This window comes from Granulicella paludicola, assembly GCF_025685545.1.
GTDB classification, from domain to species: domain Bacteria; phylum Acidobacteriota; class Terriglobia; order Terriglobales; family Acidobacteriaceae; genus Granulicella; species Granulicella paludicola.
In genome coordinates this window covers 335,422-350,821 of the sequence record NZ_JAGSYC010000025.1, presented here as the reverse complement: position 1 = coordinate 350,821, position 15,400 = coordinate 335,422, and the positions used below count along the sequence as shown (strand labels likewise).

9 protein-coding genes are annotated in these 15,400 nt (G+C 60.6%); 4 read left to right on the top strand and 5 right to left on the bottom strand.

Going from position 1 to position 15,400, the window contains the following annotated elements; genetic code table 11:
- Positions 1-95: 95 nt before the first annotated feature.
- Positions 96-2,174 (top strand): tetratricopeptide repeat protein, encoded by a 2,079-nt coding sequence (locus OHL14_RS13235; RefSeq protein ID WP_263379828.1) that lies wholly within the window; start codon positions 96-98, stop codon positions 2,172-2,174.
- Between the two features lie 210 nt (positions 2,175-2,384).
- On the opposite strand, the gene OHL14_RS13230 is transcribed toward OHL14_RS13235, so the two are convergent.
- The 3 genes from OHL14_RS13230 to OHL14_RS13220 form a co-directional block, all read right to left on the bottom strand.
- Positions 2,385-2,909 carry a 3-hydroxyacyl-CoA dehydrogenase NAD-binding domain-containing protein gene (locus tag OHL14_RS13230; protein ID WP_263379827.1) on the bottom strand — a complete coding sequence of 175 codons (525 nt, stop codon included), beginning with the start codon at positions 2,907-2,909 and terminating at the stop codon, positions 2,385-2,387.
- Positions 2,910-3,092 carry a hypothetical protein gene (locus OHL14_RS13225; RefSeq protein ID WP_263379826.1) on the bottom strand — a complete coding sequence of 61 codons (183 nt, stop codon included), beginning with the start codon at positions 3,090-3,092 and terminating at the stop codon, positions 2,910-2,912. It abuts the gene before it with no gap.
- Between the two features lie 229 nt (positions 3,093-3,321).
- Positions 3,322-4,314, bottom strand: a complete 993-nt coding sequence (locus tag OHL14_RS13220; RefSeq protein ID WP_263379825.1) for a transglutaminase-like domain-containing protein — start codon at positions 4,312-4,314, stop codon at positions 3,322-3,324.
- Positions 4,315-4,477: 163 nt separating this feature from the next.
- Between OHL14_RS13220 and OHL14_RS13215 the strand changes: the two genes are divergently transcribed.
- The 3 genes from OHL14_RS13215 to OHL14_RS13205 all read left to right on the top strand — a co-directional run bounded on the left by OHL14_RS13215 (position 4,478) and on the right by OHL14_RS13205 (position 11,085).
- Complete coding sequence (locus OHL14_RS13215) at positions 4,478-7,606, top strand: transglutaminase family protein (protein ID WP_263379824.1); 3,129 nt, start codon at positions 4,478-4,480, stop codon at positions 7,604-7,606.
- Between the two features lie 88 nt (positions 7,607-7,694).
- Positions 7,695-10,187, top strand: coding sequence for a circularly permuted type 2 ATP-grasp protein (locus tag OHL14_RS13210; RefSeq protein ID WP_263379823.1), 2,493 nt, complete (start codon positions 7,695-7,697; stop codon positions 10,185-10,187).
- 7 nt (positions 10,188-10,194) lie between these two features.
- Entirely contained in the window at positions 10,195-11,085 is an 891-nt protein-coding gene (locus OHL14_RS13205; protein ID WP_263379822.1) for a transglutaminase family protein, read from the top strand.
- Positions 11,086-11,506: 421 nt separating this feature from the next.
- Here the strand turns inward: OHL14_RS13205 and malQ are convergent, their stop codons facing one another.
- Positions 11,507-13,033 carry a 4-alpha-glucanotransferase gene (malQ, locus tag OHL14_RS13200; protein ID WP_263379821.1) on the bottom strand — a complete coding sequence of 509 codons (1,527 nt, stop codon included), beginning with the start codon at positions 13,031-13,033 and terminating at the stop codon, positions 11,507-11,509.
- A 308-nt stretch (positions 13,034-13,341) separates the two neighbouring features.
- The gene (locus OHL14_RS13195; protein WP_263379820.1) at positions 13,342-15,309 is read right to left on the bottom strand and encodes a peptidyl-prolyl cis-trans isomerase; all 1,968 of its coding nucleotides are present in this window, start codon (positions 15,307-15,309) and stop codon (positions 13,342-13,344) included.
- Positions 15,310-15,400 lie beyond the last annotated feature (91 nt).

The window sequence follows — 15,400 nt, the reverse complement described above, 5'->3', positions numbered from 1 at the left end:
CCCACTAAGACCGGCGTAGCTCCGAAGCCGTAAAATACACGTCTATACCGTTACCCAAGCTTCATCACGGTCAGGTTTAAGAGGGTTTGCCAGGAATGTTCAAGCGTCTCACCGCACTCAGCCTCATCGCGCTGGCAACAGCCGCTCACGCAGCGATTCCCACACGCGCGCAGATCGACGTCACTGGCTATGTGATCCACACGGACCTCGATCCCGCGAGCGGTCGCATGACCGCAACAGCAACCGTTACCTTCACCACGCTGGACGACCTGAACGTCGTGATCTTCGGCCTGAACAACGGCCTGCAGCTGACCAGCGTCATCGCTGGCGGAACGCCCGCGCCTGCGGCTGTCACTGCACCAGCAACCTCCGCGCCGAAAAGTCCTGTCCTTCGCAACGGCACGAAGACACCAGCGAAGGTGAGTACGCCTGTTCCCGATGCGACACCTGCTGCTGGTCCCGCGCTGACCTTCGAGCGCAACGTCACCGACTCAACGATCCGCGTGACGCCAGCAGATGTACTTCCCAAAGGCACAACTGCGACCTGGACCTTCACATATGCCGGTCGACCGACGCTCGAAACCAGCCCTGTCGATGGCATCAAGTTCGCGCAAATTGCTGATCCGGTCAGCATTCTGCTTTATCCCGGACGCTGGTTTCCAATCTCTCTTCCCGGCCTTTACACCGACCGCTTCACCATGCAGGTCGCTGTGACGGTGCCGAAGGGCGAGCGTGTGATCGGCTCTGGCGTGGCTGGTGAAAAGCAGCTTGGTGAAAAGACCGAGTACGACTTCTCCTGGGACAAGCCCGGCTTTCCTGGAACGCTGGTCGCTGGCAAGTTTCTGCCTGCGATTACAGCACCCGGAATCGCGAACGTCCGCGTCTACGTGACCGAAGCGAACAAGGATCGCGGTCGAGAGTTTGCCAACAACACCGCGCGCGCCTTCGAGTTTATGACCTCCGAGTTCGGCAACGCCGAATCGGGACTGCTGAACGTCGTCGAACTGCCCGAAGACTCCGTCTCTGCGGCGTGGGCGCCTGAGGTGGTGGCAATCAAGCCGAGCCGAGGAAACGCGCGGCTCTTTGCGAACACGGTTGCGCATCAATGGTTTGGCTCGGAGATCTCGCCGTACGCGCTGAACGACGCGTGGATTACGAATGGACTCTCGCGCTACGCCGAACTGCTCTTTGTCGAAGACTCCTCCGGCAAGCAGTCCTTTCAGACCGCGATTCTGGATACGGAAGCAGGCGCGCTGGCCTATGATACAGAGCCACTGACGACGCTGGGACATCTCGATCCGTTCTCGCCGCAGTTTCAGGACATGACGCTCGAAAAGGGCGCGATGGTCTTCCACATGCTTCGCTGGGAGATGGGCAACGAAGGCTTCCAGAAGTTCGTCCGCGAGTTATTGTCGGAGTACCGCGACAAGGGCGTTCGCTCGTCGAACGTGCAGAAGGTGGCCGAAGATACGACCTCGCTGAAACTGACAAGCTTCTTCTCGCAGTGGCTCGATGGAACGGGCGCGCCGGAGTTTACGGACAACTATTCGGTGTTTCGCTTGCACTCGAACAAGGGCTTTCGCACGGTTGGTTCGGTGTCGCAAGACCTCGATCTGTTTTCGATGCCGGTGCAGTTGCGGATCGAGACCGAAGGCAAAAGCGAGGATCGTCGCGTCGATCTTTCGGGGACGGAATCGCGGTATTCGGTGGAAACATTCGGTCGGCCGCGACGGATCATCATCGATCCTGATAACTGGCTGCTGAAATCGACGCCGGATCTGGCGATTCGTGTTGCCGTGTTGCGCGGACAGCAGGATGTTGCGCAAGGCGATCTGATCGGCGCGATCGCCGAGTATCAGAAAGCGCTGGCCGAGAACCGCGGCAGTTCGCTGGCGAACTATCGGCTTGCTGAGGTGTTCATGCGGCAGAAGAACTATCAGGCTGCGGCGAACAGCTTCCGCGATGCGTTGCGCGGCGATCTCGATCCGAAGTGGACTGAAGTCTGGTCGCATGTGAATATCGGCAAGATCTTCGATTTGACCGGACAGCGCGAACGCGCGGTGAATGAATATCGGCAAGCTCTGCAGACGAATGACAACACGCAGGGAGCGATCAATGAGGCTCGCGAGCGGATGAAGGTTCCATATAAAGTGGACAGTCCCGACGGCGAGTGACCCTCCCCCTCCCCTCCATACTTTAGGTCCTAAAGTCTTGAGAGCGGGAGGGATAAGTCTGGCTCAGGTCTGCTTCAGCTTAGAGCAGAGAGTGGAGGAGCGTGGAGTTCTTTCTACCCCTATTAATAGGATAGCAAACTGAGAGGGGTAAACATCCATTTCTATTTCTTTTGGAATGAATGGTTTGCGGGGTTTGGGGCTTGACAGGTCTTAGAGGTTTTTGACCAGCATGGGTTGTTCGACGTCGTCGACCAGGGTGGTGGCGATGCCGAGGGCTGTCAGCATCCGGGTGATGGCGGCGGGGGCTTCGGGCTCGGAGAAGTGGCTGCGAAGGACCTCGATGTGGCCGGTGGAGAGATCGCCGCGGAGGCCTACGCACTTGCCGGCACGGTAGGTGCAGGAGGCGAGGTCGGTGAGGCTGAGGGCATTGGTCGGGGTGCAGAGGAGGGTGCGGGGTGGGGCCATGCGGTCGAGGAGGCTGAAGATCTCCAGCTTCGATTCGAGTTCGTCGGGGACGAAGTCGATGGCGATGTCGGCATCGTGGACGGCGTCCTCTACCGTGGCGGCGAAGCGCAGGGAGCCTGAAGCGCCTGCGGTCAGCTCGGCATATTCATCCTGAGCACGCCGCAGCTTGTTGGGCATGACGTCTTCGAGCACGACATCGAAGCCGGCGACCGCGCAGCGCAGCGCGAAGGTGCGGCCTGCGGTCCCGGCTCCAATGACGGCGATCTTCATTTACTTGGCTTTGAAGGCGGCGACGACGGACTCGTAGCTGGGTTCGGCCTTGCTGATGTGGTCAGCGACGCGGGCCTTCTCTTCTTCGGTGAGGCTGGGCAGCACGGTGAGGATGCGGCGCAGGGTGACCGAGATGTCATCGACGTAGTTCATGGTGCGAATTGCTTCTCCGGAAAGTGGCAACGTGTTTCTCCTTTGTCTCTTTCAGGATATCTGGTTGGGGGAGGAAACGCGAAAGCGTGCTTCGGGAAGGTTTGAGTAAGTCCATCCAGTGTCAAACATTGGGTCCCTCCGGGGCTGAAGCCCCTGAACGTATGGGGGCTTTCGACGTACGGGCTAAAGCCCGTACCCTTCAAAGCGCAGTTTGATCAGAGGCCCTGGTCCTGAAGCTTCCGTATGTGAAGAGGCGAGGCTACGTAGTCGCCGCCTGTGTCTGCGTGGGGCTGGTCTGACTGATGTTGGTCTGGGTCGGGGTGTTGAGCTGGGGAGTTACAGGATCAATCGAAGTTCCCTGCGGCGGGCAGGACGGTGCGGGAACTCTCTTGCCCTCGGCGTCCAACTCGAAAGAATCGACGTAGAAGCTGGTCAGGTTGGCAGCACCGAAGGCGGTAGTCATGGCGACATCGGCTGCGTCGCGCCCTGTCGCCATCAAGATCCGCCCAAGTCGGCGATAGTTGTGGCGAGCGTCCAGATCAACCCATTTGCCGTCGAGGAAGACCTGATACCACGCGCTGAAATCGCCGGGACCGCTGGAGGGTCGACGAATGTCGCCGATGTAGCCGGTGACATAACGGGCGGGCATATTCTGGCAGCGCGTGAGAGTGATGGCGAGGTGTTGGAAGTCGCGGCAGACGCCAACGCGCTCGGTAAAGACATCCATGGCCGTCTTGGTGGGGCGTGCCGCGTTGTAGTTAAAGGCGACTCTTTCATGGACCCAGTCACGAATGGCGACGGCGCGTTGCCAGCCCTGGGGGTAGGAGTCGAAGAGATCGTGGGCGATGCCGCCGAACTGGTCGACCTGGCAGTACCGACTGGGCAGAAGGAACTGGAGTACGTCGGCAGGAAGATCGTCGATGGCAGACTGCCGGGCATCGAGGTAGACGGCATCCACCTCAGGGCTGGCATCGATCACATTGGTGCCGGACAGCCAGAGGTATCCAGCCGGTGCGATGAAACGCGTACATCGGTTGCCAAAGCCGTCGAAGTACTCTCGCGAAGGGACGATAGACTTGGTGTAGCTGGTGGATGCCGGACTGTGGTTGAAGGGATCGTCGAGGGATTCGATCAGGAGTTGACCACCGGAGTGCAGTTGCGGCTCGACGGATGGGTGCAGATGGAGCATCGCGACGATCGCAGTCGGTGCGGGCAGGCGAAACTGAATGTCAAACTCAGAACGAATGAGCAAGAGAAAAACTCCTATGTCGTGGTGATGCGGTCCGGTCTGACGCGCGAATCCTCAGTTTAGCCTGACTGCCGATGAAGAGGCCGTCCGACTCCGAATTGCGTGGCTTCCGGTTCCCAGAAGAGTCGATAGAACGCTGAGCAGAACGTATAGGATGAAGGTATCCATGTGTATTGACGTCAGACTTCATCATCGAACGACCTATCGTTATGAAAAGGACGTCACTCTTGGTCCTCAGATTATTCAGTTGCGCCCTGCTCCGCACTGCAAAACTCCTATTGAGGACTATGTGCTGAAGGTGACGCCAGCCGATCACATTCTGCACTGGCAGGTTGATCCGCTGGGCAATCATCTGGCACGCGTGATCTTCCGCTCCAAGAGCTCCGAGCTGATCGTGGACGTGACGCTGATCGCGGATATGACGCCTACCAACCCTTTTGCGTTCCTGATCGATCCCGGCTTCGAGACATTTCCGTTTCAATATTCGGCGGAGCTGGCACAAAATCTTGAGCCGTACCGCCAGATGGAGCCTATGGGCCCGCGGCTGAAGGCTTTCGTCGGCGAGATTCCGGCGACAGCGCAAAACACGGTGGCGTTCCTGGGAGACGTGACCGCCCGGGTGCGAGATCGCGTGGAGTATCTGACGCGGCTGGAACATGGGGTGCAATCCTGTGAGCAGACACTTGGAGAACTGAGCGGATCATGCCGGGATTCGGCATGGCTTCTGGTCCAGGTGTTTCGATCGTTCGGGCTGGCAGCGCGGTTTGTTTCGGGGTATCTGATCCAACTGGCCGAGGACAAGCCGGTGGACGACGAGGCTTTCGGTGCAAAGGCGGACTCAGCCGATCTGCATGCGTGGGCGGAGGTCTATCTGCCGGGAGCCGGCTGGATCGGCGTCGACTCGACGTCGGGACTGTTTACTGGCGTGGGGCATATTCCGCTGGTGTGCACGCCGAGCCCGCTGCAGGCTGCGCCGATCTCGGGCACGGTTGAGTCGGCTGAGGTTGATTTCAGCTTCAGTCTTTCGGTCCAGCGCCTGAACGAATCGCCCAGCCTGACGAAACCCTTCAGCGAGGAAGAGTGGACGAGGGTGCGCGAGGTCGCACATGAGATCGATCGCAAGCTAGAGGAGCAGGACGTTCGACTGACGATGGGGGGCGAGCCGACGTTTGTCGGGATCGACGAACCGGAGAGCCCGCAGTGGAGCGTGGAGGCGCTGGGGGCTGTGAAACGCACCCGAGGCCTGGTTCTGATTCGGCGTTTGCGCGAGCGAACCGCTCCGGGTGGGCTGCTGCACTTCGGCCAGGGAAAGTGGTATCCGGGGGAGCAGCTGCCGCGCTGGGCCATTCAATGCATCTCCCGTGTGGACGGCATTCCGATCTGGGAGAACGGCGACCTGATTGCGCGGGAAGAGGATGCAACCGATTTTGGTTTGGATGACGCTCTTCGCTTTCTGGAGGCCCTGTCGAGACGGTTGCAAGTGACGGACCAGAACATCCTCGCGGCGTTCGAACCTGACGAGGATACGAAGCAAGCTACGGGGTACATCCTTCCGCTGCGGCGTCGCCAGCCTGGAGGGCAGCTCGCGTGGTCGAGCCAGTTATGGTTTGACCGACCGGAGCGGCTCACTCTCTTCCCGGGCGACTCACCCATTGGCTACCGCATCACCGCGGACCTGGTACCTTTCGTCGCGCCCGATGAACTTGCCTACGAGACCGAGGGGCCGGATGGACTTCCCGCTTTGCCTACATGGCCTTCGCGGCGGCCGGAGTTGTTCGGCGCAGCGCCTGCTGTCGATCCCCTGCCTGCGCTGTCGAGCACAGCCGACGAAGCGCCGGTACTGATTCGACCGGCGCTGTGCGTGCAGGCGGTGGAAGGCCGGTTGCATGTCTTCCTGCCCTACACGCCGGTCGCCGCAGACTATCTTGATCTGGTTGCGGCGGTGGAAGATACCTGCGCGCACCTGCAGATTCCGGTGTGGTTGGAGGGCTATGCACCTTCACCCGATCCGCGCCTGAGATCGTATGGGCTGACACCCGATCCCGGGGTGCTCGAGGTGAACCTGCCTCCGACGGCGAACTGGGACGACCTCGAAGAACTGAACGCAATCCTGCATGAAGAGGCGCACAGCCATCGCCTGATCGCTGGCAAATTTGCTTATGACGGCAGCCATCTCTCGACCGGAGGTGGCAGCCACATTGTTCTGGGTTCGAAGACCGTAGAAGACAGCCCGGTACTGCGCCGGTCCGATCTGCTGCGGAGCATGGTGACATTCTGGCAGCGGCATCCTTCGATGTCCTACCTTTTTTCCGGCATGTATGTGGGACCGACGAGCCAGTATCCGCGCGTCGATGAGGCGCGAGTGGACGCTCTCTACGAGCTCGAAGTCGCGTTCAGCCAGTTGAGAGGGGATACGTGTCCGCCCGATATTCTTGATGGGCTCTTCCGCAATCTGCTTGTGGATGTAACCGGCAATACGCATCGGGCGGAGTTCTGCATCGACAAGATGTATCCGCCGGAGGGACAGGGTCTGCGGCTGGGACTGCTGGAGCTTCGCGCGTTCGAGATGGCTCCGCACTACCGCATGGGTCTGGTCGAGATGCTGCTGGTGCGAGCGCTGGTGTGCATCTTCTGGAAGCAGCCGTTCACTGCGGACCTGGTGCGATGGGAGAGCGCGCTGCACGATCGATTTATGCTGCCCCACTTCGTTCACGAAGACTTCAAGGATGTTCTGCGCTATGTTCGCTCGGCGGGAGTTCCGTTTGAGGATAACTGGTTCAGGACGCACCTGGAGTTTCGCTTTCCGAAGATCGGGTCCATCGCAGCCGAAGGTGTGGAACTTGAACTTCGACAGGCGCTTGAGCCCTGGAACGTTCTGGCAGAGGAGACGAACTCGGGTCGCACAGGGCGCAGTGTGGACTCGTCGCTCGAGCGTATGCAGGTGAAGGTGACGGGGCTGACTGCAGACTCGCGCTTCGTGGTCGCCTGCAACGGACGCCGTGTGCCTCTCATGCCAACCGGTATTCCTGGCGAGGCTGTGGCCGGGATACGCTATCGCGCGCGCCGGCTTTCGGCTGCACTGCATCCCACGATTCCCGTTCATACGCCGCTGGTGTTTGACCTGATCGATACGTGGAAACATCGCTCCGTCGGCCGATGTACCTACTTTGCCGGACCACCGGATGGAACCGTACATACCACCCGGCCACGCGATGCCGACGAAGCCCTGGCAGCCGACTGCAGCGATTCCAAGTGTCGGAGCCGCCCTCTGAACCGATGCCCAGCCCGGAGGTAGAGATAAATCGGATCTTCCCGATGACCCTGGATCTCCGCTTCCCCGGACCGGACAGCGGCGCTGACATCTCCCTTGGTGAGAGGCTGCCTTGATCAGCGATCTTTACCAATCCGCTCTCCACTACGGGGACACCTTCGATGAGTCGTCCGCCGACGGCGTGCGTCCGCGCCCGCACTGGGATGCATTGATAGAGTCGCTGCATACGCTGGGCGTCGAAGAACTGACTCGGCGCTGGGCGCTTGCCGAACGACGTATTCGCGAAAACGGCATCACCTACAACATCTACGGAGACCCGCTGGGGGCTAACCGGCCGTGGCGTACAGATGTCGTTCCTCTGCTGCTTTTAGAGAAGGAATGGAGCTTTATTGAGGCGGGCATCATCCAGCGCGCGGAGTTACTGAGCCGCCTGCTGGAAGATCTCTACGGCGAGCAGAAGCTGCTGAAGGAAGGTCATTTTCCAGCTTCCCTGCTGTTCGGCAATCCTGCGTTTCTTCGGCCGCTGGTGGGCGTACCCGTTCCGAAACATAGCCAGCTGCACATGCTGGCTGTCGACCTTGCCCGCTCGCCGGATGGCCAGTGGTGGGTGCTTGCCGATCGCACACAGGCGCCTTCAGGCAGCGGGTACGCTCTGGAAAATCGCACCATCATCTCCGACCTTTTGCCCGAACTCTTTCGCACATCGAATGTGCGGCGCCTGGCTCCGTTTTTCCGGGCACAACGGGACGCGCTGATAGCGATGGCACACTGTGAGAATCCGCGCGTGGTTCTGCTAACACCCGGGCCTCATAACGAGACGTACTTTGAGCACTCGTTCCTTGCCAAGTATCTCGGTTTCACTCTGGTGGTGGGAGCGGACATGACGGTGCGGGACCGGCGTGTGTACCTGAAGACGGTGAGCGGTCTCGAGCAAGTGGATGTAATCCTGCGTCGGGTCGACGATGGCTTCTGCGATCCCCTGGAGTTGCGCGGGGACTCGCTGCTCGGCGTGCCGGGACTGGTGGACGCGATCGTAGCCGGAAATGTGACGGTGGCGAATGCGCTGGGAAGCGGTCTGATCGAGTCTGCGGCCATCATGCCGTTTCTGCCTGGGCTGGCGAAACATCTGCTAGGCGAAGAGTTGAAGCTGCCCTCTGTCGCGACATGGTGGTGCGGACAGCCGCGCGCGCTGGACTGGGTGCTCAACCACCTGGAGACTGTTGTTGTGAAGCCGGCATTTCCGTCGCGCGGCATGGAGCCCGTCTTCGGGTCGGAGCTTCCGGAACACAAGAAGACCGAGTTGATCGAGCGCTTGCTGGCCTTTCCGCACGAATACGTAGCGCAGGAGCAGGTGGCGCTGTCGACTGCGCCGGTTTGGGAGGAGGACCGCCTGAAACCGCGTAGCATGGTGCTACGGACCTACGTCCTGCATACGCCGACTGGCTGGGTGGCGCTGCCCGGAGGTCTGGTGCGGGTCTCTGAGGCGAGCGGGGCGGTTGTCTCCATGCAGCGCGGTGGCCATAGCAAGGATGCGTGGGTGCTGTCGGATCGGCCCGTAGACACGTTCAGCATGTTGCGGCCCGTGACGGAGCCGCTGGAGTTGCGGCGAGCTTCGCTCATCGTTCCAAGCGGAGTGGCCGACAACACGTTCTGGCTTGGCCGCTACGTGGAGCGGGCAGAGAACATGGCGCGGATTCTGCGATCTCTGGTTCCCGAGATTCGCCATGCGGAAGAAAAGGACCTTGCCAGTCTTCTCTGTTTGCACAGCAGTCTTGGTTCGCGGCAAAGCAAGCTGCCGAAGACCAGACGCACCCGGGCGACGTTCGCCGCTCTGGAGAAGGAAGTTTTCTCGATGCTGACGGACATGGAGCGCTATGACAGTCTGCCCTGCACGCTGAGTGAAGTGGGACGGGTCGGTGGCAATGTGAGGGAGCGATTGTCCGCCGACATGATGCTGCTCATCGGGCAGATGCGCACGTGCATGACGAACGACCGGCGCGCGACGCTGCCGCAATACTCGGTGATGTTGACGGAATGCCTGGGGCTGCTGTCGGCGTTCTCGGGAATGGAGCGGGAAAATCTTATCCGGGGTTCAGGCTGGTTGTTTATGAGCCTCGGCCGGCGGCTGGAACGAGCTATTTTTATCGTTCGCCAGCTTCGGGTGATTACGAAACCTCTTGCCGTGGAAGATTGGAAGTACCTCGAGTACCTGCTTGAGGTCGCGGACAGTTCGGTGACGTACAGAACGCGTTATTACACGACGCTGCAACCGCTCGCCGTAATGGACGTGCTAATGCTGGATGACAGCAACCCACGTTCGCTTGAGTTTCAACTGAGTCATCTGGTCGAGCTTTACGAGAAGCTGCCCCGCTACGATCCTGCCGACCTGAAGACGATGCAGGATGCGCTGGAGTATCTGCGCGAGATCGACCTGCAAGCCATGCTCTATCCTGCTGCCGACACGGCGGTCCGCCGAAGTGCTGGACTGCAGCGATTGGACCGCTACCTTGGCGAGCTTGAAAACCTGCTCCCCTCCTGGTCCAACGATCTGTCCAGCCGCTACTTCAGCCATGCGCGAACGTTGCCGATCAACGTGGGACAATAACGTAGGGATGCGTTACCAAATCAGCCACCGCACCACGTATAGATACGGCTCTCCGGTCACGGTGGGCAATCATATAGCTTGCCTGAAGCCGCGCTCGTACGAACAGAATCAACTCATCGAGAACACGCTGCGGATCTCCCCGACGCCTGCGACGCTCACCGAACGAGTGGATTATTTCGGCAATGTGCTGTGGTTCTTCACCGTGCAGGAGCCACATCGAGAGTTGGTGGTCGAATCAACGAGCGAGGTGCTTCGTGCGGGAGCAGTGAAGCCGGAGGCGCAGGCGTCTCTGCCCTGGGAAGAGTCGAGCCGACTGCTGGCCGAGGATCATCGGCCTGAGGGCCTGGCCGCCTACCAATACCAGTTCGAATCACCACGCATCCGCATCCATTCGGAGTTCGCGGCGTATGCGCTGGAGTCTTTCACCCCTGGCCGACCGATGGCGGAGGCGTTGCTCGAACTCACGTCTCGCATCCACCAGGACTTCCGTTTTGACTCTAAGGCAACCACTGTGCGGACGACGACCGAGGAGGTCTTCAAAAAGCGCGGAGGCGTTTGCCAGGACTTCGCCCACGTTCAGATCGCCTGCCTGCGGTCGATCCACCTCGCCGCCCGTTATGTGAGCGGCTATCTGCGAACGTATCCTCCGCCCGGTAAGCCGCGGTTGATCGGAGCCGATGCGTCGCATGCGTGGGTGTCTGCCTACTGCCGCGGGGCTGGGTGGCTCGATATGGATCCCACCAATAACGTCGCTCCGACAGACGGCCACGTGACGGTAGCCTGGGGCCGGGATTACGGGGACGTGAGCCCGTTGCGGGGGCTGATCCTGGGCGGCGGAGGACACAAACTGCAGGTCGAGGTAGACATGAAGCCGGTCGAAGAGACCGAAACTGCTTAGTTCACGGCGCTGCGTGAGGTAAAGCTGATCGAGATCGATACTCCCGTTTTTCACGAAACCGTAGCCTTTGTCGATCGCCAAGGCTACGGACAGCAGGGATAGGCTGTTAGCCTTAGAGACCAGTGCCTTCCATTTATATAAGCAAGCTTTTTCATGAATTACGCGACGAACTCCTTTCGGCCATGCACGTCGCGGTCGAGCGCGAGGTTCGGCCTGGGAAGCCGGTGGACGTGAACCGGATGTGGCGGACGTTTTCTCGTGCGGCCGCAGGGAAGATGGCCAACCCGGTGGAGGTCTCCGACCGCTGCGTAGAGGAAGACCGGCCGGGTGTGAAACGAGGCAGGCCAAACAGCACTCGCGAGAGTTGATCTGCGGACGTGCGGCGAGCTGCGCTGAAGACAACGGCGACGATGTCTGCGCGCTAGGCGTTGGCGGCCGGGGGAACGTAGCCGTCGCGGTCGGTCATGACCATGATGGCGGCTAGTTTTTCGCTCAGGTCGGGGTGGAGTTGGTCGGGGGTGTAGCGCCAGCTCCAGTTACCGTCGGGGGCGGCGGGGACATTCATGCGGGCGCCGCTGCCGAGGTGCAGGACATCCTGCAAGGGGATGATGCTGGTTTCGGCGACGGAGGCGGAGGCGCATTTGATCATCGCCCAGACGACGTCGGCGTCCTGCTCGATGGGGTGCAGGTAGGTCTGGAGGTTGTGCTTTTCGACGGGGGTGGCGTTGTCCTGCCACCAGCCGAGGGTGGTGTTGTTGTCGTGCGTGCCGGTGTAGACGACGGTGTTGGGCACAAACTGGTGTGGCAGGTAGAGATGGCCGCCGCGGTCGGAAAAGCCGAACTGCAGGACGCGCATGCCGGGGAGATCGTAATCTATGCGGAGCTGGTCGACTTCCTGGGTGATGACGCCGAGGTCCTCGGCGACGAAGGGCAGGTTCTGGCCGAAGACTTCGCGGAACTTCTGGAAGAGCGTGCGACCGGGGGCTTTGATCCACTGGCCGTTGATGGCGGTCTCTTCGTCGGCGGGGATGGACCAGTAGGCTTCGAAGCCGCGGAAGTGATCGAGACGGGTGATGTCGTAGAGCGCGAGCGAGCGGCGGATGCGCGAGACCCACCACTCGAAGCCGTGGTCTTCCATGTACTGCCACTTGTAGAGCGGGTTGCCCCAGCGCTGGCCGTTGGCGGAGAAGTAGTCGGGCGGGACGCCGGAGACGCGCATCGGCTTGCGGTCTTCATCGAGCTCGAAGATTTCGGGGTGGGTCCAGACGTCGGCGCTGTCGTAGTTGACGAAGATGGCGACGTCGCCGAGGATGCGGATGTCGTGCTGGCCGCAGTAGGTGCGGAGGGCGCACCACTGCTCGTTGAAGAAGAACTGGATGGCCTGGACGATGGCAAGCTCGCGGCCGTTATCGCGATGGAGCCTGGCCATGGTGTCGGCGTCGCGGAGGGCGTACTCGCGCGGCCAGTCGTTCCAGCTGGCGCCATCGAAGCGGCGGCGGAGCACGTCGAACATGGCGTAGTCGGCGAGCCAGGCAAAGTTGTCGTTGCAGAAGCGCTGGAACTTGAGGCGGGTCTCGTCGCTGGCGTGGTCGAGGAAGTGCTGTGCGGCTTGTTCGAGCAGCGGCATCTTGACGGCTTCTGCCTGGATGAAATTGCAGGGGCCTTCATGCGGAGGAAGATTCTGGAGGCGGTCGGCGGAGAGCCAGCCATCGCGCACGAGGAACTCAAGGCTGACGAGCAGCGGATTGCCTGCGAAGGCGGAGAGCGCGGAGTACGGCGAATTGCCGTAGCCAGTGGGATTCAGCGGCAGGACCTGCCACATGCGCTGCTTGCCAGCGGCGAGAAAGTCTACAAAGGTGTAAGCCGCTGGTCCGAAGTCGCCCACGCCGCCGATGGATGGCAACGAGGTTACGTGCAACAGAACTCCGGAGATTCGTTTCGATGTCATATGTCCCCCACGGACTGTTGGATGCAGGTTATAGGTGAGTTATACGAAAAGGAACCGATAGTTGGGTTCAGTTGAATTGAACAGTCACGCCTCAGGGGGTAGAGCCGTTATTTTTTATTGAGCTTTCAACGTACGGGCTGAAGCCCGTACCCTTACAAAGCAAACTCGCAACCTTCGGCGCATCGCTACGACAAAAGCAGGTCCTTCGCGTTGCCCAGGATGACAATGACTAGGGGCTGTTGCAAGAGTGAAACGCAAATCGGAGGCCCTAGAGCCTCCGACTGCGTTTGTCTATTTGTTATCGACGATTAGAGCCCGAGGGGTGAGGCCGGCTTCTTGGAGTACGAGATGGCGTTTGCCTTTTCGTAGCGATCCATGAGGGTCCCGACGAAGACGCTGAAGGCTTCCTGACGCTTGGCATCGAGCAGCTTGTCCTTGGTCGCAGCGAAGTTCTTCGCGATGTCGTCGGCCGTGGGCTCCTGCTTGTCGGTCAGTTGGAGAACAGCGCCGTTGGCACCTTCGTTGATGGGGCCGGAGATCGCACCCTTGGCCATGGTGAAGGCGACGGAGGCTGCACCGCTCATGGCACCGATGTCGGTGACCTGAGCATCGCGGCCAACGAGGTCGCTGGTTTTGACGTCAATTTTCTGCTCAGCGGCTGCCTTGTGCAGGTCGTTGAGCACCTTGGCGCGGTCGGCGAGCTTGATGAGAGCTTCGTTCAGCAGCTGCGGGGTCTTGTCCTGACGGTAGTCGGTGAGGATATGGTCCTTGTAGCTGGCGAAGTCAGGCGCATGTGCTGCCTGCACATCGACGACCTGGAAGATCGCGTAGCCTTCACCGGTGGAGACCACCTGAGGAGCTGCACCCTTGGCTGCGCCGAAGGCAGCGGAGATGAGAGCGGCGGAGTCCGGCAGGCTGGAGATGGAACCCGAGCGACCGAGGAAGTCAGTGGTCTGCGCGTGGAGATTGTGCGCGTCAGCCGTCTTCTGGATGCCGTCCTTCTTGGCTTCGGCTACGAGTTGTGCGCCGTAGTTGGTGGCAGCAGAGCTGGACTTCTGTGCCTGGATCGCCTCGACGATCGAGGGACGAACCTCAGCCAGCGTCTTGGTGCTGGCGGGCTGCTTCTGCTCGGTCTGGATGATGTGATAGCCGAACTGCGAGCGAACGACGTCGGACGTCTGGCCGGGGTTGAGGGCCATCGCAGCCTTCGCGTAGGTGGGATCGAGACCGGCGGTGGGGATGAGCGGCAGTTCACCGCCCTGATCCTTGCTACCAGGGTCATCCGAGTTCTTCTTGGCGAGGTCGGCGAAGTTGCCGCCAGCCTTGACCTGCTTCAGGATGTCCTCGGCCTTGGCCTTGGCGGCAGCGTCGGTCTTGGCATCAGCACCCTTGGCAACCGTAATGAGGATGTGGCGGGTCTTGACCTGCTCCTGCGTCTTGTACTGATCCTGGTGCGCGGCGTAGTACGCAGCCACCTCAGCATCGCTCACCGGGGCGGTGCCGCCGTTGGGGAGGTTGGAGCTGTCGAAGGAGAAGAACTGAATCTTGCGCTCTTCCGGCACGGCCGAGGCGTAACGCGTGCTGTTGGCCTTGAAGTAGGCCTGCAGATCGGCATCGCTGGGGTTGATGGTCTGCGAGATCGAAGCAGCCGAGATGACGGCGTAGTCGAACTTCACCTTGGTACCGGTCTTCAGGTAGTCGGCACGGACGGCCGCGTCGGAGACGCTGACACCACCGGAGACGAGAGCCTGGAGGCGCTGAATCTCGAGGTCGGATTTGACCTGCTGCTCGAAGTCAGCGATAGGGAGACGGAAGTAGGTCTCGACGAAGTTAATGTACTGGTCCTCACCGATGAACTGGCCGCCGGGGAAGATGTACTGCGAGTAGGGACCGCTCTTGAGGAAATTTTTGAGATCGTCATCCGAGACCTGGAGGCCAAGGCGATCGGCCTCACGCTGCAGGACGGCACGCTCGACCTGAATCTGTCCGGCGCGCTGCATGACGAACTGGAGATAGAAGGGCGGCAGGTTCTGCTGCTGCATCTGCTGCTGAGCCTGACGCTGGACATCCGCGGTCTGGATGGAGATGCTGTCACCGCTGAGGCGCCCGAGCCAGCCCGGCGAACGCACGGTGGCGAAGACGCCCTGCTGCGTTGTGGTGCCATCCTGGAAGATGCCGGGAACGAGGGTGATGACCATCGTGACGATGGCAGCGCCGATAACCACCGCGAAGATGGTCTTTGTGATGCGATTGTCCTTCTGCAGAATACGGATCATGCTTGGCTAAAGACCTTACCTTCATTCGGGCCTCGGTGAACGAGGCCGCGTTGCCCGGATGTTTGTGCACGAGCAGGAGTCCTTCTTCCTA